This window comes from Pseudomonas protegens (assembly GCF_013407925.2).
Lineage (GTDB): Bacteria > Pseudomonadota > Gammaproteobacteria > Pseudomonadales > Pseudomonadaceae > Aquipseudomonas > Aquipseudomonas fluorescens_AP.
On record NZ_CP060201.1, the window covers coordinates 1284917 to 1307164 of the forward strand.

At 64.1% G+C, this 22248-nt stretch carries 21 protein-coding genes and 1 pseudogene; 10 read left to right on the plus strand and 12 right to left on the minus strand.

The window, feature by feature from the left end; translation table 11 throughout:
* The first annotated feature begins 271 nt into the window (after positions 1 to 271).
* From GGI48_RS06015 to xopAW, 3 genes are all read left to right on the plus strand, one after another.
* Positions 272 to 1036 (plus strand): response regulator, encoded by a 765-nt coding sequence (locus tag GGI48_RS06015; protein ID WP_047302778.1) that lies wholly within the window; start codon positions 272 to 274, stop codon positions 1034 to 1036.
* A complete protein-coding gene (locus GGI48_RS06020; protein ID WP_179597471.1) occupies positions 1036 to 2091 on the plus strand; it encodes a cell wall metabolism sensor histidine kinase WalK in 1056 nt (351 codons plus the stop codon). The genes GGI48_RS06015 and GGI48_RS06020 overlap by 1 nt, the downstream gene beginning before the upstream one ends.
* Positions 2092 to 2202: 111 nt before the next feature.
* Entirely contained in the window at positions 2203 to 3045 is an 843-nt protein-coding gene (xopAW, locus tag GGI48_RS06025; protein WP_179597473.1) for an EF-hand domain-containing protein, read from the plus strand.
* A gap of 40 nt (positions 3046 to 3085) precedes the next feature.
* Here xopAW and GGI48_RS06030 read toward each other — a convergent pair whose 3' ends face one another.
* The 10 genes from GGI48_RS06030 to GGI48_RS06075 form a co-directional block, all read right to left on the minus strand.
* Positions 3086 to 4138, minus strand: a complete 1053-nt coding sequence (locus tag GGI48_RS06030) for an AI-2E family transporter (protein WP_179597475.1) — start codon at positions 4136 to 4138, stop codon at positions 3086 to 3088.
* Positions 4139 to 4207: 69 nt separating this feature from the next.
* Positions 4208 to 5011: a DUF4892 domain-containing protein gene (locus GGI48_RS06035; protein ID WP_042941099.1), complete on the minus strand. Its 804-nt coding sequence runs from the start codon at positions 5009 to 5011 to the stop codon at positions 4208 to 4210.
* Between the two features lie 8 nt (positions 5012 to 5019).
* Positions 5020 to 5679 (minus strand): glutathione S-transferase family protein, encoded by a 660-nt coding sequence (locus tag GGI48_RS06040; RefSeq protein ID WP_179597477.1) that lies wholly within the window; start codon positions 5677 to 5679, stop codon positions 5020 to 5022.
* Positions 5680 to 5729: 50 nt separating this feature from the next.
* Complete coding sequence (locus GGI48_RS06045; RefSeq protein WP_047302767.1) at positions 5730 to 6584, minus strand: alpha/beta hydrolase; 855 nt, start codon at positions 6582 to 6584, stop codon at positions 5730 to 5732.
* Complete coding sequence (locus GGI48_RS06050) at positions 6581 to 7381, minus strand: alpha/beta fold hydrolase (RefSeq protein ID WP_016965161.1); 801 nt, start codon at positions 7379 to 7381, stop codon at positions 6581 to 6583. Before GGI48_RS06050 ends, GGI48_RS06045 begins: the two co-directional genes overlap by 4 nt.
* A 114-nt stretch (positions 7382 to 7495) precedes the next feature.
* On the minus strand, positions 7496 to 7939 hold the full coding sequence (locus GGI48_RS06055) for a hotdog fold thioesterase (RefSeq protein ID WP_047302765.1): 444 nt from the start codon (positions 7937 to 7939) through the stop codon (positions 7496 to 7498).
* Positions 7940 to 7971: 32 nt separating this feature from the next.
* Positions 7972 to 9639, minus strand: a complete 1668-nt coding sequence (locus tag GGI48_RS06060; protein WP_179597479.1) for an AMP-binding protein — start codon at positions 9637 to 9639, stop codon at positions 7972 to 7974.
* 172 nt (positions 9640 to 9811) lie between these two features.
* Positions 9812 to 10261, minus strand: coding sequence for a phosphohistidine phosphatase SixA (gene sixA, locus GGI48_RS06065; protein WP_179597481.1), 450 nt, complete (start codon positions 10259 to 10261; stop codon positions 9812 to 9814).
* On the minus strand, positions 10258 to 10605 hold the full coding sequence (locus GGI48_RS06070) for a DUF4389 domain-containing protein (RefSeq protein ID WP_016965783.1): 348 nt from the start codon (positions 10603 to 10605) through the stop codon (positions 10258 to 10260). Before GGI48_RS06070 ends, sixA begins: the two co-directional genes overlap by 4 nt.
* Before the next feature lie 18 nt (positions 10606 to 10623).
* Positions 10624 to 11649, minus strand: a complete 1026-nt coding sequence (locus GGI48_RS06075) for an NAD(P)H-dependent glycerol-3-phosphate dehydrogenase (protein WP_179597483.1) — start codon at positions 11647 to 11649, stop codon at positions 10624 to 10626.
* Between the two features lie 195 nt (positions 11650 to 11844).
* Between GGI48_RS06075 and GGI48_RS06080 the strand changes: the two genes are divergently transcribed.
* From GGI48_RS06080 to fabB, 5 genes are all read left to right on the plus strand, one after another.
* The gene (locus GGI48_RS06080) at positions 11845 to 13971 is read left to right on the plus strand and encodes a TonB-dependent receptor plug domain-containing protein (RefSeq protein ID WP_179597485.1); all 2127 of its coding nucleotides are present in this window, start codon (positions 11845 to 11847) and stop codon (positions 13969 to 13971) included.
* Positions 13972 to 14005: 34 nt separating this feature from the next.
* Positions 14006 to 14902, plus strand: coding sequence for an ABC transporter substrate-binding protein (locus GGI48_RS06085; protein ID WP_181956941.1), 897 nt, complete (start codon positions 14006 to 14008; stop codon positions 14900 to 14902).
* The gene (locus GGI48_RS06090; RefSeq protein ID WP_047302759.1) at positions 14899 to 16800 is read left to right on the plus strand and encodes an ATP-binding protein; all 1902 of its coding nucleotides are present in this window, start codon (positions 14899 to 14901) and stop codon (positions 16798 to 16800) included. Before GGI48_RS06085 ends, GGI48_RS06090 begins: the two co-directional genes overlap by 4 nt.
* A gap of 247 nt (positions 16801 to 17047) precedes the next feature.
* Entirely contained in the window at positions 17048 to 17563 is a 516-nt protein-coding gene (fabA, locus tag GGI48_RS06095) for a 3-hydroxyacyl-[acyl-carrier-protein] dehydratase FabA (RefSeq protein ID WP_011060067.1), read from the plus strand.
* An 11-nt stretch (positions 17564 to 17574) separates the two neighbouring features.
* Positions 17575 to 18795: a beta-ketoacyl-ACP synthase I gene (gene fabB / locus GGI48_RS06100; RefSeq protein ID WP_016963486.1), complete on the plus strand. Its 1221-nt coding sequence runs from the start codon at positions 17575 to 17577 to the stop codon at positions 18793 to 18795.
* 120 nt (positions 18796 to 18915) lie between these two features.
* Here fabB and GGI48_RS31415 read toward each other — a convergent pair whose 3' ends face one another.
* Positions 18916 to 19779 carry a methyl-accepting chemotaxis protein gene (locus tag GGI48_RS31415; protein ID WP_375136255.1) on the minus strand — a complete coding sequence of 288 codons (864 nt, stop codon included), beginning with the start codon at positions 19777 to 19779 and terminating at the stop codon, positions 18916 to 18918.
* A gap of 39 nt (positions 19780 to 19818) precedes the next feature.
* Positions 19819 to 20541, minus strand: a pseudogene (locus GGI48_RS31420) (MCP four helix bundle domain-containing protein); the annotation flags it as partial.
* Positions 20542 to 20889: 348 nt separating this feature from the next.
* On the opposite strand from GGI48_RS31420, the gene GGI48_RS06110 reads away from it, so the two are divergent.
* Both GGI48_RS06110 and GGI48_RS06115 read left to right on the plus strand, forming a co-directional pair.
* A complete protein-coding gene (locus tag GGI48_RS06110; protein ID WP_042942143.1) occupies positions 20890 to 21306 on the plus strand; it encodes an OsmC family protein in 417 nt (138 codons plus the stop codon).
* A gap of 63 nt (positions 21307 to 21369) precedes the next feature.
* On the plus strand, positions 21370 to 22242 hold the full coding sequence (locus tag GGI48_RS06115; protein ID WP_179597489.1) for a pirin family protein: 873 nt from the start codon (positions 21370 to 21372) through the stop codon (positions 22240 to 22242).
* The last annotated feature ends 6 nt before the right edge of the window (positions 22243 to 22248 follow it).

Below are 22248 nucleotides of genomic sequence, written 5' to 3' on the forward strand. Positions count from 1 at the left end.
CCGCGCCGCTCCGGGACCCGATCAACGGTAAATCCTCCTCAACGGTGTGCAAGCCACCTGAACACCCCGGACAATCCCCTGCGGTGCAACGGCATTTGTATCAACCTCGATACACTGACGACACGCCGACAACAATCCCCGGCGCTACCCTCGCCAGCCGCAACACCTTCGAACAGCACTTCCAGCCCCCAAGCCGGACGCCTATGCTGAAGCCACAACCTCGCCGTCGTCTCCTGATGACCGGCAGCCTACCTGGCAGATGAACGCACCCATGCATAACACTCCAGCCCCTCTGAACGACGACTCCAAAGCCGTGGCCAATGGCGACGACAAGCGCTGGAACACCCGGGCCCTGATCGTCGATGACGACGTGCCGATCCGCGAACTGCTGATCGACTATCTGGCGCGCTTCAACATCCACGCCAGCGGCGTCACCGACGGCGCGGCGATGCGCCAGGCCTTGCAGGCCGAGCACTTCGACGTGGTGGTGCTCGACCTGATGCTGCCCGGCGAAGACGGCCTGTCCCTGTGCCGCTGGTTGCGCAGTGAATCGGACATTCCGATTCTCATGCTCACCGCCCGCTGCGAGCCCACCGACCGCATCATCGGCCTCGAACTGGGGGCCGACGACTACATGGCCAAGCCCTTCGAACCGCGGGAGCTGGTGGCGCGGATCCAGACCATCCTGCGCCGGGTGCGCGACGATCGCAGCGAACAGCGGGCCAATATCCGCTTCGACAACTGGCGCCTGAACAGCGTGCTGCGCCAGCTGATCTCCGCCGATGGCCTGGTGGTGCCGTTGTCCAACGCCGAGTTCCGCCTGCTCTGGGTCTTCATCGAACGCCCGCGCCGGGTGCTGAGCCGCGAACAGCTGCTGGACGCCGCCCGGGGTCGCTCGATCGAGGCCTTCGATCGCAGCATCGACCTGCTGGTGTCGCGCCTGCGGCAGAAGCTCGGCGACGACCCGAAATCGCCGCAACTGATCAAGACCGTGCGTGGCGAAGGCTACCTGTTCGACGCACGAGACATCGGCTGATGCGCGGGCGCTTCGATACGCTGTTCGGCCGCCTGTTTGGCGTCTTGCTGATCGCGATCGTGCTCGCCCACCTGCTGGCGTTCTTCTGGTTCCACCATTACGGACACCCGCCGCCCCCTCCACCACCACCACCGCCGCCGGTGGCCCTCGGCAATGGCCCTCCCCCCGGGCCGCCGCCGAACTTCCCGCAACGTCCGCCACGCCCCTGGTTTGGCGGACCGCTGGTGCCCCTGACCTTCCAGCTGATCTCCTTGGTCATTGCCGCCTGGTACGGCGCCAAGCTGCTCTCGCGGCCGATCCAGCGCCTGAGCGACGCCGCCGAACGCCTGAGCGAAAACCTCGACAGCCCGCCCCTGGACGAGGACGGCCCTCGGGAAGCACGGCAGGCCGCCAGCGCCTTCAACCAGATGCAGAAACGCATACGGGAACAGGTCCAGCAGCGGGGACGCATGCTCGGCGCCGTGTCCCACGATCTGCGTACCCCGCTGTCACGCTTGAAACTGCGCCTGGAGCAGATCGAGGACAGCAAGCTGCAGGGGCAGATGCGCCAGGACCTGGACGACATGATCAAGATGCTCGACGCCACCCTCAGCTATCTGCATGAACAGCGCACCAGCGAGGCCGAGCAATGGATGGACGTGCAGGCGCTGGTGGAATCGCTGTGCGAGAACGCCCAGGACCAGGGCGCCCAGGTCCAGGCCCAGGGCCATTGCGCGCCACTGCTGGTCCAGCCCATGGCCCTGCAATCGTGCATCAACAACCTGCTGGACAACGCCCTGCGCTACGCCGGCCACGCCACCCTGGCCCTGGAGGACCAGCGGGATCAGTTGCTGATCCGGGTCATCGACCAGGGTCCCGGTATCGCCGCCGACAAGCGCGAGGCGGTGTTCGAACCCTTCTTCCGCCTCGAAGGCTCACGCAACCGCAACTCCGGCGGCGTCGGCCTGGGCATGACCATCGCCCGTGAAGCGGCGGAGCGCATGGGCGGACAACTGCTGCTGGAGGAAACCCCTGGCGGCGGCCTGACCGCAGTGCTGCGCCTGCCACGCCCCTGAGCCCCTTGTGTAGCCACGGGTACAAAGCGCCGATACCCAGGACAACTCCAGCCTTGAGGCTGCATGAGCCGGTTCCCCGCCGGATCCATTCATCCCCAAGGAGCGAATCCCATGATTGGTAGTGTCAGCAGCAACTATTCGAGCTATTACAGCTCCAGCAGCAGTACCTCCAGCACCAGCCGCGGCCAACAGTTGCAGAAGGAACTGTTCGCCAAGCTCGATAGCAATGGCGACGGCGCGGTGAACCAGGACGAGTTGAACAACGCTCTGTCGCAAAAAGGCGACAAGGGTGTCCTGGTCAGCCTGAGCAAGAACTTCAGCGAGCTGGACAGCGATGGCAGCGGCAGCCTGAGCAGCGATGAAATGGCCGCCATGGCACCACCGGCGCATCACGGCCAGGCGCCCGGCACCGAACTGGCGGACGCCCTGCTCAGCGCTCTGGACAGCGACGGCGACGGCGTCATCAACAGCGACGAACTGAGCAGCGGCTTGAGCAGTACCGGTAGCAGTGCAGACAGCAAGCAACTCTTCTCGGCCCTGGACAAGAACCAGGATGGCAACATCAGTGCAGACGAACTGGCCGCCAGCCTGACGCCGCCTCCGCCCCCGCAACAGCTCTCCGGCGAGCAACTGTTCGGCCAGCTCGACAGCGACGGCAACGCCAGCATCAGTGCCGACGAGCTGAGCAGCGCCCTGCAGTCCGGCGACCAGAACTCAGCCAGCAACGACACCAGTTCGGCATTGCTGAAAATACTCGACAGCGACAGCAGCGGCGGCATCAGCAGCGATGAACTCAAGGCCGCGCTGCAAGCCGGACGCAACCAGGACAGCGAGACTCAGAACCCGCAGGCCAACCTGGCCGAAGCCCTGGGCAAGATGATCGCCAACCTCAACAAGCAGTATCAGTTGAACCCTGCCAGCAGCGTCGGCAACAGCGTCAACGTCGCCGCCTGATGGACGCTTGCCGCTCCTTGGTAGAGCGGCAAGCCGCGCCTTAGCGCGGCTCCTGGGTCCGGGCCTGACTGGCGCTCCAGTCCAGCAGCAGGCTGTAGGCCACCGCCAGCAGGGTCGGCCCGATAAACAGACCGATAAAGCCAAAGGCGATCAGACCGCCGAACACCCCGAGCAGCACAATCACCAGGGGTAGGTTGCCGCCGCGACTGATCAGGTAGGGTTTGAGCACGTTGTCGACGCCGCTGATGATGAAGGTGCCCCAGATCCCCAGAAACACCGCCATGCCGTATTCGCCCTTCCAGGCCAGCCAGGCCGTGGCCGGAATCCACACCAGGGGCGGCCCCATGGGAATCAGGCTGAGCAGGAAGGTGACGATCCCCAGCACCAGCGCTCCTGGCACACCGGCAATCAGAAAGCCGATCAGCGCCAGCAGGCCCTGGGCCGCAGCGGTGCCGATCACCCCGTTGACCACCCGCTGCACGGTGCCGGCGACCAGATCGATGTAGTAGCCGGCCCGTTCGCCGATCAGCCGCTCCAGCAATTTGTGCACGAACAACGCCAGGCGCGGACCGTCGCGGTAGAAGAAAAACACGAAGACAATGCTCAGGGTCAGTTCGAGAATACCGCCGCCGATCTGTGCGCTGCGGGCCAGCAGCCAGTTGCCTACCTGCCCCAGATAGGGCTTGACGGCCAGCATCAGCGCCGCGCCCTGTTGATCGATGCTGTTCCACAGTCCGACCAGGCGCTCCCCCACCAATGGCAGGCTGCCCAGCCAGGCCGGCGCCTCCGGCAGGCCGTCGACTTGCACGTCCTTGATAAAGGCCGTGGCATCGCGCACGTGGTCGGCCAGGTTGAGCCCGAGCCAGACCAGCGGCGCAGCCACCAGGAGCATCCAGCCCAGGGTCAGCAGGGCCGCCGCCAGGGATTCGCGGCCGTTGAGCCAGCGGGTCAGCAAACGCATCAGCGGCCAGCTGGCAAAGGCCAGCACCGCGCCCCAGAACAGCGCCGACCAGAAAGGCGCCATCACCCAGAAGCTGGCACCAAACAACACCAGGAGCAGAATCTGCACCAGCAGGCGATCGTTATTGGGCATGAAATGTCTCGCACAAGGGTAAACGGAGAAGAGTAGGCGAACCCGCGAGTGCAGGCCGCCTGAAACAGCTTAACGCAGCAGTTCGAAGTGCAGCCCGGCCACTTGGGTGTCGCCGGTTTCCATGCGCGTCGCCAGCACGCCCTGGCCAATCAGGGCCTGGCGCCAGGCTTCGGCCTGCTGACCGGACAGGCTGACCCGCAGCGTGGTGTCCAGGTTCAGCCCGCGGGAGAGCAGGTTGAGCCAGACGGGCTGGGGATCGGTCAGCTTGGGCAGATCCAGCTTGCCGGTGTCCTTCAATTGCCGCAGCAGGGTGGCCGAAGTGGGCAACAAGTCACCCAGGGCCGCGCTGGCATCGAACTGCTCCACGTGCAGGTAGGCCCGGCGGTTACCCCGGGTAATGCTGTACAGGGCTACCAGGGAGTTGTCCTGGGGCGCCGCCAGGCGCAACAGCAGATAGGCCTGCTGCTCGTCGGCGCCAAACAGCTTGGCGTTGCCGAACACTTCATTGGCCCACAGGCTGCTCTCGCCACAATCCCGGGCCTGGCACCAGAACAGCAGCTCTGCGCCCTGCTTCTGCAAGGCTTCGCGAGCCAGGGTGAAGGCTTCGTTGGAAGTGCGTTCGGCGGGCAATTGGTAGGTGATGGCCGTGAGCTTGCCCCGGGCATTGACCTGACCGTCAAAGCGCAGTTGGCCGCTGATTCTGCGGATCGAACCCAGCGGGTAGACACGCTCCTGCTCCACTTGCGGGCGGTAGTCGACGATTTGTGCATCGGTCAGACGGGGCACCAGGGGCAGGTCATGACTGCCGGGCAGATCGGCGGCAAGGGCCAGGGTGCTTAGCAAGGACAAGCCCAGAACACTGATTGAACGCATGGAAACTCTCATCGGATAAGCATGGCCTGGGCACCCTTGACGACGCTGGCGTCGTCACTGCGTTGCGGAACCTGCAAGCCACGCTGGACCGCAGGCCGGGCCTCCAGGGCCGCCATCCAGCGTTGCAGGGCCGGCAAGCCCTGTACCGAAACACCGGACCACTCATGACCGCGCACCCAGGGGAAGGTGGCGATGTCGGCAATGCTGTAGTCCCCGCCCAGGTACTCGACCTGTTGCAGGCGGGTGTCGAGGACTTCGTAGAGGCGTCGAGTTTCATGCTGATAGCGATCGATGGCGCCCTGGAGCTTTTCCGGAAAATAGCGGAAGAACACGTTGGCCTGGCCCTGCATGGGCCCGATACCGCCCATCTGGAACATCAGCCACTGCATGACGATCGAGCGGCCCTTGGCATCGGTGGGCAGCAGTTGGCCATTGCGCTCGGCCAGATACACCAGGATCGCGCCGGATTCGAATACGGGAAAATCGCCATTGTCTCGGTCGACGATGGCCGGAATACGCCCATTGGGATTGATCTTCAGAAACGCCGGCGCCTTTTGCTCGCGCTTGTCGAAACTCAAGGCATGCACCGTGTAGGGCAATCCGAGTTCTTCAAGCAGGATGGAAACCTTGTGGCCATTGGGGGTCGCAGCGGTGTACAGATCTATCATGGTTGTCTCCCATTTCAACCCGCCCAGCCTCGACAGTTGACCCCGTCAAGTCAAGGAACGGCGAAAAACCGATTGAAACAGTCTGCGACAGAGCTTGCACCGGCCTCGTCGTTGAGGTGCAGATGGTGGCCGCCCGGCAGCTGTTCCCGGCTAAAGGGTAGACGCTGCAGCAGCGACTCGTGCCGGGCCAGCATGCCGTCGGCAGCCACCACCAGCTGCGTCGGGCAACTGACCCGCTCGACGAAGGACATGGCCTGCTCCTCGGTCAGACGCAGCGGCGACGGCAGGGTCAGGCGACTGTCGCTGCGCCAGGTATAGCCACCGGGCACCGGCATCAGCCCACGCACAGCCAGCAGCTCGGCGGCTTCGCGACTGACCGCCACCAGCCCCTTCATGCGCGCTTCGATGGCCCGTTCCAGCGTGCTGTAGACCGGCTTGCGCTTGTCCTGCAAGTCCAGCTGCGCCTGCAAGGCCATGCCCAGCCGTTCGGCGGCACCTGCGGCGCTGGCGGTCGGCGGAATCACGCCGTCGATCAGGGCCAGATGGCTGACACGCTCCGGCAGCGCCGCCGTCAGCACCAGGGACACGATTGCCCCCAACGAGTGGCCCATCAGGGCAAAGCGCTTCCAGCCCAGCTGTTCCGCCACCTGCAGCACGTCGTAGACGTAATCCCACAGGGCATAACCCGCGCCCGGCGGACGGTGCCCGGAATGCCCGTGGCCGGCCATGTCCAGGGCCACGATGCGCAGGCCTTTGAGCTTGGGCGCCAGCCGGGCGAAGCTGTTGGCGTTGTCCAGCCAGCCATGCAGGGCGATGACCGGCACGCCGTCCTCGGGCCCGAACAGATGGGCCGCCAGCTCAATGTGGGGCAGGTTCAGGCGCACTTCCTCGACGACCTGGCTCATGCACAGCTCCGGCGCTGTTCCCAGCGGGTGAAGAGTTCCTTGAGCAGGGTGGCGGTGGCTTCGGGCCGCTCAAGGGGAAACATGTGGCCGCCGGGCATGGTCAGGGACTCGCCCAGAGGCATGCGCCCCACGGCACTGGTGTGATGCCGCATCACCACCCGGCTCTGCTGGCCACGCACCACGGCCAGGGGCACCTGGAGCTGGCGAGCACTGCCGGGGCTGGTGTGCGGTACGCCGCGATAGATGCTGATCTCGGTCGCCGGGTCGAAGCGCAGGCGCAACCTGTCGCCCACCGGTTGCAGGCCGTGCTGCAGGTAGGCATCCAGGCAATCCGGGTCGAAGGCGCGGAACAGGCTCTTGCGCGCGAAGTAGCTGCGCGCCGATTCGAGATCGGCAAACTCCTCGCGACGACCCAGGGTCCGCCCGGCCGGAGTCAGGCGGTCGATGAAGCCAAAACGCTTGGCCGCACGGATCACCCATTGGTCGGCCCGGGTCAGCACCGGCGAATCGAGCATGACCACGCCCCGATACAACTGCGGACAACGCAGGGCGGCGTGCAGGTGCAGCACGCCCCCCAGGGAATGCCCGACGCCCCACACCGGCTGCGCCTGCTGCTGCAGGTGGTGAATCAATTCATCCACCAGGCTGCGCCAGTTATCGTCCACCGGAAAGCGCGGATCATGGGCGTGCTGCTGCAAATGAGCCACCTCGAACTCCGGCGCCAGGGCGGCAAACAGCTTGCCGTAGGTGCCGGAGGGAAACCCATTGGCGTGAGCGAAAAACACCTGTTGCGACATACCGACCTATCCATCCATCAAACCAACACCGATTGTCCGCAGGCCCTTGCACCAGGGCAATGACCGTAACGGACAGGAATACTGACACCCAGGCTCAGCCTATGGCGCGCTAACTCATTGTGCCGGCGGCGTTTGCCCCAGAGGCACCACGGCCATGGTCAGACGCGAAATACAGCTGGCCTTGCCTTCGTCGCTGCTCAAGCGGATATCCCAGACATGGGTGGTGCGCCCGATATGAATGGCCCTGGCCACCGCCGTCACCCGGCCGCTGCGCAAGCCCCGCAGGTGGTTGGCATTGATCTCCAGGCCCACGCAATAGAACTTGCTGGCATCGATACACAGGTAGCTGGCCATGGAGCCGACGGTTTCCGCCAGCACCACCGAGGCTCCGCCATGCAGCAACCCGTAGGGCTGGTGAGTGCGATGGTCGATGACCATGCTTGCGGTCAGCGACTGCTCATCAAATGACTCGAAGCGAATATCCAGCACTTCGCCGATGGTGTTCTTCTGTGCCGCGTTCAATTGCTCGATGTTCGGAGTGGTACGCCATAGGCTCATCGCTGCTTCCCTTCTGGGTGGTTTTTTGTCGATCAATCCTGCCACAGCACGGCTTCGCTGCGCTCGCTCCAGCTCTGAAAACTGGCGCCATAGGTGGCCTCGATCACATTGCGCTTGATCTTCAGGGTCGGGGTCAGAAAGCCGTTCTCCACCGCCCAGTTGTCCTTGACGACCACTAGCCGGTGCAGGCGCTCGTGCTTGTCCAGGTTACCATTGACCTGGGCCAGCAGGCTTTCCAGGCTGCTGTGCAAACCTTCCCGGGCACTGCCCGCGGCGGCCTGCCAGCCCGCCGCCGACAGCACGCACAACCCCAGAGGAGCGCTCAGGCCGTCTCCCACCACACACACCTGCTCGATATGGGCATGCACCGCCAGGCGATTTTCGATGGGTGCCGGGGCCACGTACTTGCCCTTGCTGGTCTTGAAGATTTCCTTGAGCCGGCCGGTCAGGCGCAGGTTGCCGGCCCCGTCCTGTTCGCCCTTGTCGCCGGTGCGCAGAAAACCGTCCTCGGTGATGGTCTCGGCGGTTTTCTGCGGGTCCTTGTAGTAGCCCTGCATGGTCGCCCCGCTGCGCACCTGGACCTCCCCCGTCTCATCGATACGCACTTCTACCCCGGGACAGGGCCGGCCGATCCAGCCCGGCACCTGCTCCCCGGAGCGCCCGATATGGGAATAGCCGCAACTCTCGGTCATGCCGTAGACCTCCAGTACGTCCAGGCCCAGCCGGCGATACCAGTGCAACAGCGCCTGGGGCACCGGCGCCGCCCCCGACAAGGCCACGCGCAACGCGTCCAGCCCAAGCCCGGCAAGCACCTTGTGACCGACGCGCTTGCCGATCAGCGGCAGGCTCAAGAGAAAGTCCAGGCGCCTGGCCGGCACCTTGCTGTAGACCCCCATCTGGAACTTGGTCCAGATTCGCGGCACGCCGAACAACGCCGTGGGCCGGGCCCGCCGCAGGTCAGCCAGGAAGGTATCCAGGCTCTCGGCGAAGAACACGGTCTGCCCGGTATAGATCGCCGCCATCTCGACAAACATGCGCTCGGCCACATGACACAGCGGCAGATAGGACAGCAGCCGATCCCCCGGGCCCAGGCCGAAGAGTTGTGTCCCGTGAGTGGCGGCAAAACCCAGATTGCCGAAGCTGTGCATCACCCCCTTGGGCAGGCCCGTGGTGCCGGAGGTGTAGATGATGGTGGCCAACTGATCGGCCGGCGGACTCGGGCTATCAGCCAACGGCTGACAGCCTTGCAGATCGTCCCAGGTGCAGTCGAAAGTGCCTTCGGGGGCCAGCGGCAGGCGCACGGTGGGCAAGCCGGGCCTGATCCCCGGAGCCATGCCCGGCCAGTCATCGAGCTTGCCGATGAACACCAGGGCCGACTCGGAATGCTCCAGTACCTGGGCCACCGAATCGGCTGTGAGGTTGGGATACAGCGGCACCGACACATGCCCGGCCATCCAGATCGCCAGGTCGCTGATGATCCAGTGCGCGGAATTCTTGCCGATGATTGCGATATGACTGCCGGGAGGCAACTGGCGCTCGCGCAGCCATTGGGCGGCGCGACGGGCCTGCTGGCCGACATCGGACCAGCTCAGCTCCTGCACCTGCCCTCCGGCGCTGGGCTGAACCAGGAAAAGTTGCTGGGGATGACGAGCTTCACGCTCGTAGAACACTTGCAGCGGCAAACGAAAAGCAGCAGCCATGACTCGCTCCTTTGTTTTTATTCTGTTCGCGACACCAACCAAGCACTTGCTCGGCCGACTATTCCACGCACAAAGGAGGGCTGCAAGTTAAGAAATGTAGCGCCGCACAACCGGATGTCGGTCACCCCGATGAACCTGCGGCGGCCAGGAACCGCCTGGCCGCCGAGGCGCTCTAGGGGTGCTTGAGGCTCTTTAGGGTCATCAGCCCCGCCAGCGGCCAGTCGCCTTCCAGCTCCGCCAGGCTGGCGGTATTCATGGGCTGGGGATCACGCAGATGACCATGCTGCAGCAGGCCGATCAGGTTGCCGACCAAGGGTTGGTGACTGACCAGCAACAGGTTGTCCGCACTGTCCAGATGCTCCAGCACCTGCAACGGGTTGGCCTCCGGCGTCAACCAGGGCACGGTGCGGATCTCGCCTTCAAAACCCAGGGCCTGACGCACCAGTTGCGCCGTTTGCTGGGCCCGCACATAAGGGCTGGCGATGATCACGCTGATGGGCTGGCCAATCAGCTGCGCGGCGCTGCCCAGCACTTCCTGGCGACCGTGGGCCGTAAGGTTGCGCTGGTCATCGCTGGCCGCATGGGACTCGGCCTGGCCATGACGCAACACCCACAGCTTCACAGCTTGGGCTCCTCGTCACGCACCGGGTGCGGCGCTGGCGGCACGCTGTGGGGCGCTTCGCCTTCTGGCGCCCGAGGCGTTGGCCAATCGGCGAACGGCCAGGGTTTCTGCTCGGAGTGGAAGCTGCCGAACCGACCGATCTGCGCCAGGAACTGGCTCAGGCTGTCGCCAAAGTTCATCAGCCCGGCATTCGGTGCACCGTAGATCAAGCGGTAGATCAACTGCACCAGGACCAGGGCGCCCAGGAGAAACTGCGCCACCTGCCACACCATCACGAACACCAGCATCCACAGCACGCGCAGGAGGATGGATTCGTATTTGGCTTCGGAATTCGTATCGTTCATGTCTGGCTCCTGTGCTACTCAGTTGAATCCGCTGGTGGAGATAAAGTCGACGTCGGTTTTCGGCTCGCCACGCATCAAGAGCTCGATCACCTGATTCAGCGTCCGCCCTTCGAACAGAATCGCATGCAGGCCGGCTACCAGCGGCATATAGACCCCCAGTTCCTGGGCCTTGGCCTTGAGCACCTTGAGGGTGTTGACGCCCTCCGCCACCTCGCCCAGACGGGTCACCGCGTCCTCCAGACTCAGGCCCTGCCCCAGGGCAAAGCCCACCTGGTAGTTGCGGCTCTTGGGCGAGGAACAGGTGACGATCAGGTCGCCGACCCCGGCCAGGCCGAGGAAGGTCATGGGATTGGCGCCCTGGCTGACGGCAAAACGGGTCATCTCCGCCAAGGCACGGGTAATCAGCATGCTCTTGGTGTTTTCCCCCATGCCCAGGGCCACCGCCATGCCGGCGATGATCGCGTAGACGTTCTTCAGCGCCCCGCCCAGCTCGACGCCAAAGCGGTCGGCACTGGCATAGACGCGGAACGTGCGCCCGTGCAACGCCGCCTGGACCCGCTGGCACAGCTCTTCGTCTTCACTGGCGACCACGGTGGCGGTCAGCGCATGCTCGGCCACTTCCCGGGCCAGGTTGGGGCCCGAAAGCACGCCAATGCGCGCCGCCGGGGCAATGTCCTCGAGGATCTCGCTCATCAGCTTGAAGGTCTGGGCCTCGATGCCCTTGGTCAGGCTGACCAGCAGCTTGCCGCTCAGCAGCTGCGCGTGGGGCGCCAGCACCGAGCGCAGGGCGCTGGAAGGCAAGGCGACGAAGCACAGGTCACAGTCATTCAGGGTGGCCAGCAGGTCGGTGATCGGCTCCACCGCCGGATGAATCTTGATGCCCTTGAGATAGCGCGGATTCTCGCGATTGACCCGAATGGCCTCGGCCTGCTCGGGATCGCGCATCCATTGCCGCACCGGGTGACCGTTTTCGGCCAGCAGATTAGCCACGGCGGTACCAAAACTTCCGCCTCCCAGGACCGCAATAGGGCGCTGTTGTGTCATATGCAATCCGTTTATCCATAGCAGTGGCGATGGCGGCATTATACGGGGCGCTTTTGTCACCACCAGCCCCACCGGCCATTCAAGCAACCTGTCGGGAACACGCGCAGTCATTCGGGGAATGTCGGGCTTATCGACTGGAAAACTCGACTATCTCGGTTAACATGCGCGCCATCTTTCAAGATTCAAGGCTATGCCGTGTCCGTGGGCCCCTCACCTCTGCGTCTGTCACTGCTGCTGGGCATGCTCATCGGCCTCCCGGTGCTGGCCGACGATCTGTTTCTCGACGGCAGCGCACTGCCCGAGGTGTTGACCGCCACACGCCTGAAACAATCCCCCGCCGCCGTGCCGGGCAGCATGACCGTGCTCGACAACGAACTGATCAGGGCCAGCGGCGCCCGGGACATCAGCGAGCTGCTGCGCCTGGTGCCCGGGATGATGGTCGGCGCCATCAGCGGCAACCAGGCCACGGTCAACTACCACGGCACCAACGCCAGCGAAGCCCGGCGCATGCAGGTGCTGATCGACGGACGCTCGGTGTATCGCGCGGGCCTGGCCACGGTGGACTGGAGCGACATTCCGGTGGCCATGGAGGACATCGAACGCATCGAGGTGTTTCGCGGCCCCAACACCGTCAGCTACGGCGCCAACGCGCTGATGGCGGTGGTCAACATCATCACCCGCGCACCGGCCAACAGCCACGGCACCCGGTTCAAGGTGACCCGGGGCCAGCGCGGCATCAGCGACTGGTACGCCAGCCAGGGCACCGGCTGGGAAACCGGCGACCTGCGCCTGTCGCTGTCGGGGCAGGAAGATGACGGCTTCGACAAGGATCGCCTGGGCGCCGATTACCGCGACAGCAAGCGCTTGAACCGCTTTAGCCTGTCGGTCAGCCAGTTGCTCAACGAACAACAGAGCATCGATTGGCAGTTGAATGCCAAGGAAGGCACCAACCAGCGGCCTTATACCTATAAGCCGGTGTTCTACGGCGTGACCCAACAAGGCAAAGACTCCGATGTAATCGCCAAGGACTACGCCGGGTCACTGCGCTGGAACCTGGAGCTCAATGCGCAGCACAGCCTTTATATCCAGGGCTCGGCCCAACACTGGGATCGCCAGCAGACCTGGCGTGCCTGCGACGCGGCGATTTCCTTCAGCCCCGAACTGACCCGACTGTGGCAAATCAACCCGAATTACGCCGAGCGCCTGGCGCGCGGCATTAAAGGTTTCAGCGATGCCGGTGCCCCTCCCCCGGGATCTTCCGCCGAGCAGGCCATAGCCCAGCAGGTCCTCACCCAATGGAACGCCGGCGGCAAGCAAACCGTCTGCGGCAACATCGACCAGAGCACCCGCGAAACCCGCTACGACCTGGAACTGCAGGACACCCTGAGCCTCAGCGATAACCTGCGGCTGGTCAGCGGCATGAACTATCGTTACGACCGGGCCGACTCCGAAACCTATTTCAACGGCACCCTCGACGACACCACCTGGCGCCTGTTCGGCCAGCTGGAATGGCGAGCCAGCGAACACTGGCTGATCCAGGGCGGGGCTATGTACGAAGACACCCAGCTGACCGGCAACTCGCTGACGCCACGGATCGCCGTCAACTACCTGATCAACCCGCGCCACGGGCTGCGGGCGGTGTATTCGGAAGCCATCCGCTCCCCGGACATGTTCGAGAACAACGTCAACTGGAGCTACCGGGTCACCGGCCTGAGCAGCCCGGTCTACGGCCAGAGCAGCGCCCAGTACTTCGTCAGGACCCGCGGCCCGGGCAACCTCGACCAGGAACACATGCGCTCCCGCGAACTGGGCTACAACGGCTACTTCGTCGACCAGGCCCTGAACCTCGACATCAAGCTGTTCTACGACGAGATCAGCGGCATGATCAGCGAGCCGCTGCGCAACAACCAATACATCGCCAGCAACAGCAATTCATCACGCTTCTCCGGCAGCGAAAGCCAGCTGGACTGGCAATTGAGCCGCGCCGACCGCCTGCGCCTGACCTACGCCTATGTCCACGCCCAAGCCAGCAACCGCCTGGACCAGCGCCTGACCGCCAGCAACAGCGGCTCCGCCGGCTGGCTGCGCCAATGGGGCCAGGGCTGGTCCAGCGCGCTCTTCTACTATGGCGACAGCGCCCTCAACGGCTACCGCTTCGAACGGATCGACACCCGCCTCGCCAAGCACCTGGCCCTGGGCAAGGCCAACCTGGAACTGGCGGGCACGCTGCAGCAACGACTCGACCACCAGCCCAGCACCTTCGCCGACAACCGCTACGACTCGCGGCACGTGGTCTATTTCAGCGCCGAGCTGGAGTTCTAGCGTGGCCCGGCAGCGGCCCTCGGGGGCCTTGGGCATGCGTCGCCGACTCGGCTGGGGCCTGTTCCTGCTGAGCCTACTGCTGTGCACGCCGCTGCGCGCCGCCGACGTCTTGCTGACCGCCAGCGAGGACAACCCGGCGGTACGCACCTTCACCGCCGAACTGGCCGCCCAGCGCCCCCAGGACCAGGTGCGCTTCGTTGCGCTGGAGCAACTGCCGGCGCCGGGCCAACTGCCCAGCGCCACGCGCCTGATTCTGCTGGACCCGCAAAGCCTCGACTGGCGCCTGCAAGATCCCCGGGGCCCGGCCACCCTGGTCCTGCGCATCAGCCGCCTGCAAGCCCAGCAGCGCCTGCAGGGCACGCATCCCCCCGGGCTCAGCCTGCTCTGGAGCGATCCGCCGCCAAGTCGTCAGTTGCGCCTGATCCGCAAGGTCTTGCCCCAGGCGCGCCGGGTTGGCGTGCTCTACAGCGAGGACAGCCAGTTCCTGCTCAACGAGCTGCGTGGCGCCGCGCAATCCCTGGGCCTGGAGATCGTCGCCGAACCCTGGGACAGCACCCATGACAGCCGCCCATTGCAAAACCTGTTGCGCAACAGCGACGTGCTGCTGGGCCTGGATGACCCCAAGCTGTACAACCCGAAAACCGTGAAGAACCTGCTGCTCAGCAGCTACGCCCAGCAACGCGCGCTGATCGGCCCCAATGCCGGCTTCGTCAGGGCCGGGAGCCTGGCCAGCACCTACAGCGACCAGCAAGACTGGCTCAAGACCCTGGACAGCCTGCTGGAACAGGCGCCGAACCGCTGGCCCCGGGCGCTGTACCCGGCGGACTTCAAAGTACTGAGCAATCCACAGGTGGCACGCTCACTGGGCATCGAGGAAATCGACCCACAAGCCGTCGCGCGCCAACTGAGTGAAGGAGAGCAACGCCCATGAAATTGCGTCGCCGATGGGACATCCACACCCGCACGCAGCTCATCAGCCTCGGCCCGGCCTTGCTCCTGACCCTGTTGCTGATCAGCTTCTTTACCTTCGTGCGCATTCAGGACCTGCGCCAGGAGCTGAACCACACCGGCCAGCTGATTGCCAACCAACTGGCGCCGGCCACCGAGTACGGCGTGATCTCCGGCAACAACGAAGGCCTGGAAAGCCTATTGCAGGCCACCCTGGCCACGCCCCACGTGCAGTTCCTGGAGGTGCAGGACAGCGCCAACAACATCCTGGTGTATGTCGAGCAAGCATCGGCCAGCCATAAACAGGCGCAACAGATCAAGGTGTTCCAGGCGCCGGTGCGCTTGCAGCGGATCCAGGTGCACAACGACTTCCTGGAAAATGACCCGACCAACCTGGGCCCCCAGGGCGACGGGTATCTGGGCCGGGTCATTGTCGGCATGTCCAACGACGCCTTCAGCCAGCGCCAGCAGGAAATTCTCCTCAAGGCCGCGATCCTCGCCCTGTTCGCCCTGCTCTTCACCTTCCTCCTGGCCCGGCGCCTGGCTGCCGGCCTGGCGCAACCCATCAGCGCCATGGGTCACGCGGTCAAGGCGATCCAGGAAGGCGACTTCAAGGCGCCGCTGCCGATTGTCGACGACGGCGAGCTGGGCAATCTGGCACGCCACATCAACAACCTCGCCGCCGGCCTGGAACTGGCCAGCCGCGAGCAGCAACAGGCCATGTCACAACTGATCCAGACCCGGGAAGAAGCGGAACGGGCGAACAAGGCGAAATCGGATTTCCTGGCGATGATGAGCCACGAACTGCGCACCCCGATGAACGGCGTGCTGGGCATGCTGCAGCTGCTGGAAACCACCGAGATGACCCAGGAGCAGAGCGAGTACGCGGCCCTGGCCTCGGAATCCACCGAACACCTGCTGAAGGTGATCAACGACATCCTCGATTTCTCCCGCATCGAACGCTCGGCCCTGGAGCTGGAACACATTCCATTCAACCTCGCCGAACTGATCAGCAGCTCGGCCCAGGCCTTCCAGCACAGCGCCCTGCAGCGCGGCCTGGACCTGCAACTGCGCCTGCCGCCGGGCATGGAGTCGCTGCAGGTCAAGGGCGACCCGACGCGGATCCGGCAGATTCTGGTGAACCTGATCGGCAACGCCCTGAAGTTCACCGAACAAGGCAGCGTCGTCATCGAAGCGCAGTGGCAGGCTCTGGATCACGAGCTGCTGTGGTTCACCTGTGCGGTACGCGACAGCGGAATCGGCATCAGCCCCGCCAGCCTGGAGCTGATGTTCGATGCCTTCCAGCAGGCCGACAGCAGCATCTCCCGGCGGTACGGCGGCACCGGCCTGGGCCTGCCCATTGCCCGCACCCTGGCCGAGCGCATGGGCGGCACCCTGCGGGCCCAGAGCGAGGAAGGCCGCGGCTCGGTGTTCACCCTGGAGATCCCCCTGGCACTGTTCCAGCAAAGCTTGCCGGTGCTGGCGCCGCGAGTCAGCACCGCCGCTCACCCGGGCGAAGGGCGCAATGTGCTGCTGGTGGAAGACAACCCGGTGAACCAGACCGTGATCCAGGCCATGCTGCGCAGCCTGGGCTTCACCGTGAGCGTCGTCACCGACGGCGCCCAGGCGGTGCGCAGCGCCGAGAGCCTGATTTTCGAAGCGATTCTGATGGATTGCCGACTGCCGCTGGTCGATGGTTATGAAGCCACCCGGCAGATCCGCCAATTGCCCGGCTGCGCCGATCTGCCGATCATCGCCCTGACCGCCAACGCCTTGCAGGGCGACCGCGAAGCCTGCCTGGCAGCGGGCATGAACGACTACCTGGCCAAGCCGTTCAAGCGCGCTGATCTGCAGCAAATTCTCCAACGTTGGGTGCAGTAAGAGGCTATTTTCCAACAGGTGCGACTGGCGTGACGGGCGAAAGTGCGGCAGTCTTAGGCACCCGACGGGGCCCTGAAAAGGCCCTCAAAAAAAATTTCAGTGAACAAGTGTACTTTCATACCCTTGGCGCTGTGACTTTCACTACAACGCAATAGTCTATGAGTAGGCTGCCGGCTCGAGGCATGAACGCTTCGATCGGCCGGGAAGATTGCCCAACCCTGCCGCACGGGACTATTGAGGAGCTCGCATGACCAAACAAAACGCCTTTACTCGGGAAGACCTGCTGCGCTGCAGTCGCGGTGAGCTGTTCGGCCCAGGTAACGCGCAACTGCCCGCCCCCAACATGCTGATGGTGGATCGCATCACCCATATCAGCGAAGAGGGTGGCAAGTACGGTAAAGGTGAATTGGTCGCTGAGCTGGATATCACTCCAGACCTGTGGTTCTTCGCTTGCCACTTCGAAGGCGATCCGGTGATGCCGGGCTGCCTGGGCCTGGATGCCATGTGGCAGCTGGTCGGTTTCTTCCTTGGCTGGCAAGGCCTGCCGGGCCGCGGTCGCGCCCTGGGTTCGGGAGAAGTGAAGTTCTTCGGCCAGGTTCTGCCGACGGCAAAAAAGGTCACCTACAACATTCATATCAAGCGCGTGCTCAAGGGCAAGCTGAACATGGCCATCGCCGATGGCTCGGTCAGCGTTGACGGCCGCGAAATCTATACCGCCGAAGGCCTCCGGGTCGGCGTGTTTACCTCCACTGACAACTTCTAAGGGTTATCCGCATGCGCCGCGTCGTTATCACTGGTCTTGGCATTGTTTCGTGCCTGGGCAATGACAAAGAGACCGTCTCCGCTAACCTGCGTGCAAGTCGCCCTGGCATCCGCTTCAACCCGGAATATGCCGAAATGGGTCTGCGTAGCCAGGTTTCCGGCTCCATTGACCTGAACCTCGAAGAACTGATCGATCGCAAGATCTATCGCTTCGTCGGCCACGCGGCGGCTTATGCCTACCTGGCCATGAAAGACGCCATCGCCGATTCCGGCCTGAGCGAAGAACAAGTGTCCAACCCGCGTACCGGCCTGATCGCCGGCTCCGGTGGCGCTTCGACCCTGAACCAGATGGAAGCGCTGGACATCCTGCGCGAGAAAGGCGTCAAGCGCGTTGGCCCATACCGCGTCACGCGGACCATGAGCAGCACCGTTTCCGCCTGCCTGGCCACACCGTTCAAGATCAAGGGCCTGAACTACTCCATCGCTTCTGCCTGCGCCACCAGTGCCCACTGCATCGGCACCGCCATGGAACAGATCCAGATGGGCAAACAGGACATCGTCTTCGCCGGCGGCGGTGAAGAAGAGCATTGGACCCAGTCGTTCCTGTTCGACGCCATGGGCGCCCTGTCCACCCAGTACAACGAAACCCCGGAAAAAGCCTCCCGCGCCTACGACGCCAAGCGTGACGGTTTCGTCATCGCCGGCGGTGGCGGCATGGTGGTGGTCGAGGAGCTGGAACACGCTCTGGCCCGTGGTGCCAAGATCTACGCGGAAATCGTCGGCTACGGCGCCACTTCCGACGGCTACGACATGGTGGCTCCAAGCGGCGAAGGCGCGATCCGCTGCATGCAGATGGCCATGTCCACCGTCGACACCCCGATCGACTACCTGAACACCCACGGCACCTCGACCCCGGTCGGCGACGTCGCGGAAATGAAAGGCGTGCGTGAAGTGTTCGGCGACAAGGCTCCGGCCATCAGCTCCACCAAGAGCCTGTCGGGTCACTCCCTGGGCGCCGCCGGCGTTCACGAAGCGATCTACTGCATGCTGATGATGGAAGGCAACTTCATGGCCGGTTCGGCCAACATCGACGAGCTGGACCCGGAAGTGGCCGACATGCCGATCCTGACCAAGACTCGCGAAGACGCCACCATCAACACCGTGATGAGCAACAGCTTCGGCTTCGGTGGCACCAACGCCACCCTGGTACTGAAGCGCTGGCAGGGCAAGTAAGCCTCGCCGCTTCGCTGAATGAAAAAGCCCCGACCGGTTCGGGGCTTTTTTTCGCCTGGCGTTCGCCGGCAAGCCGACTCCTGCGCCTCCTGCATGAAACGGATTGCCGGCGAAACAGCCTCACACCGAGAAGCGCGCCACCATGCTGTTCAGGTCCACCGCCAGCCGTGACAACTCCTGGCTGGCGGCGCTGGTCTGATTGGCCCCCGCCGAGGTCTGCAACGCCAGGTTGCGGATGTTCATCAGGTTGCGGTCCACTTCCCGCGCCACCGCGGCCTGTTGCTCCGAGGCACTGGCGATCACGATGTTGCGCTCGTTGATCAGGGTGAAGGCCGAAGCGATTTCCTCCAGTGCCTGCCCCGCCGCCTTGGCCACTTCCAGGGTCGAATGAGCGCGACTATTGCTTTGCTGCATGGAGCTGACCGCCTGATCGGTGCCCTGCTGGATACCGCCGATCATCTGCTCGATTTCCTGGGTCGATTGCTGGGTCCGGTGGGCCAGGGCTCGCACTTCATCGGCCACCACAGCGAAGCCGCGCCCGGCATCTCCTGCCCGCGCCGCCTCGATGGCCGCGTTCAGGGCCAGCAGGTTGGTCTGCTCGGCGATGGAGCGAATCACCTCCAGCACCTTGCTGATGCCGTAGACCTTCTGCGCCAGCTGCTCCACCTGACTGGCATTGGCGGTCACATCCTCGGCCAGCGACTCGATGGACAGCACGGTCTGATGCACTTGTTCGCGCCCGTGCTGGGCGATCCGATCCGACTCCCGGGACGCTTCGGAAGTGGCCACCGCGTTGCTCGCCACCTCCTCCACCGCGGCAGTCATCTGATTCACCGCCGTGGCCGCCTGTTCGATCTCCTGGCTCTGCTGGTGCAAGCCGCGAGTGGCGTCCTCGGTGACGCAACTGAGCTCCTCGGAAGCCGAGGCAAGCTGGCTGGAGGAGTCGGAAATGCGCCGGATGGTTTCGCGCAAGCTGTGCTGCATGGCCTTGAGCGCCAGCAACAGGCGCGCCGGCTCGTCCTTGCCGATCACGGTGATCTCCCCGGTCAGGTCGCCGCCGGCCACCACCTCGGCGACGCGCAAGGACTGCGCCAGCGGCAGGACGATGCTGCGGGTCAACAACAAGGCCAGGCCGATGGTCACCAGTGCCGCCACCACGATCATCCCCACCACCCAGACTCGCGACTTGCTGAAGACAGCCTGGGCCAGATCCGTGGCCTGGGTCGCACTTTGCTTGTTCAACTCGATCAGGTCATGCAGTGTCGCGGCCATTTCATCGGCCAACTGGTTCATTTCACCGTTGACCACCTTGACCGCCTCCTCCAGCTGGTTCTGGCTGGAGAAGGCCATGACCTGGGCCTGACGCTGCAGGTATTGCTTCTCCACGTCCTTGAAGCGATCGAACAGGACCCGCTCCTGGGGCAGCACGATCAGCGACTCATAGCGCCCCTGGGCAGCGCCCAGGCCACTCTTGATGTCATTGATCTTGGCTTCGTTCTGGGCCAGGGCCTGAGGGTCGCGATTGATCAGCAGGCGCAGGGTCAAGGCGCGAAGCCGCAGCAAGTCCTGGCTCATGTCGCCCACCGACATGACGCTGGGCAACCAGTTGCTTTCCACTTCATCGGACTGCTGGCGCATGTTGGCCATCTGCATCAGGGCAAATGCGCCGAGGACAAACACCATCAGCGCCAGCAAGCCAAAACCCAGGCTGGCGCGGGGGGCAATGTTGAGACTTCTGAGACTCATTCCTTTGGCTCCTTCCTAGAGCGCTGCAAGAGCTTGCAGCAGGGTGCTCTTAGACGGTATCGGGCTGGCGGAAATTTGCGTAAGACAAAAACGTGATATCAAAACGCCCTATGACTTCGATACCTGAGAGTAAAACGATTCAGCTCGGCGAAAGTCGGCACTTTTCCGATCAAACGGTGCAGCTGGCACCGCGAAACCGGCTGATTCAGCGCTGCTTGCACCTTCATCGGCGCGACACTGGCCACTGACTACCGGAAGTAAAAACCTGAACGCCTGCGCCGGCGAATGCTCTATAACTTCAGCACCTTTACTACCCGATCCGACATTCATCACTGCCTGAGGTTTGCCATGACCATTACCGTCAATACCGAGTCCAGCGAAGGTTTCCGCCACAGCATCCAGGTCGACGACCATCAGTTGTTCACCGACCTGCCGCAGTACGCCGGTGGCGAAGGCACCGCCCCCGAACCCCACGATTATTTCGATGCCGCCCTGGGGGCCTGCAAGGCCCTGACCCTCAAGCTCTACGCACAGAAGAAGAACATCCCGCTCACCGGCGTCACCGTGGAGCTCAAGCACGACAACAGCCAGGAACAGCAAGGCAAGTACGCCCTGCACGTGAAGCTGACCCTCAAGGGCGTGCTCACCGACGCCCAGCGTGAAGAGTTGCACCGGGTAGCGGACCGCTGCCCGATCCACAAGCTGATGACCACCAGTGAAGTCAGCATCGAGACTCACCTGTCCGAAGGCGCCTTCAGCCAGTAGCGGCAAGGCTGGCACCCGGGGGTTATGCTGGCGGGCATAACCCCGATCAGCCTGGAGTCCGCCATGAATTCGCCCCTAGTGATCCGCCCCCGCGTCGAGGACGTCGAAGGCCAGCCTATCCTGCGCCCCCTGCCTTCGGCGCAATGCCGCAGCGTCGGGCCTTTCGTGTTCTTCGACCACATGCTGAGCACCTCCTACCCGGCCGGCAAAGGCATGAACATCCGCCAGCACCCGCATATCGGCCTGTCCACCCTGACCTACCTGTTCGCAGGACAGATCCAGCACAAGGACAGCCTCGGCTCGGACCAGATCGTCCTGCCCGGAGATGTCAGCTGGATGACCGCCGGCAGCGCCATCGCTCACGTCGAACGCACACCCGAGGCTTTGCTGGGCGAGGATTTTGCAATGCATGGCTTGCAGGTCTGGCTGGCCTCGCCCAAGGAACATGAACAAGGGCCTGGGCACTACAGCCATCACCCCGCAGCCACACTGCCGGTGAGCGACAACCTCGGGGTCATGATCCGCATGATCGCCGGCAGCGGCTTCTGCCTGGAATCGCCGGTGCCGGTGCTCTCCCCGACCCTGTATGCCGAACTGCGCCTGCAGACCGCCACCAGCCTGTTGATTCCCACCGAGCATCAGCAACGCGCGCTGTATGTACTGGACGGCGAGGCACAACTGGACGGCGAGCCATTGCCCCCGCACTCGCTGGTGCTGTTGCCGGAAGGAGAAAACGCCACGCTGTTCGCCGAGAGCGACTGCCATGCAGTACTGCTCGGCGGTGCGCCGCTGGACGGGCCGCGACGGATCAACTGGAACTTTGTCGCCAGCGACCCACTGTTGATCGATGCCGCACGCAAGCGCTGGGCGGCCGGAGACTGGCCGCAGGTGCCAGGAGAAAGCGAGCGCATCGAACTGCCCGCCTCCCGCCACTGACCCGCA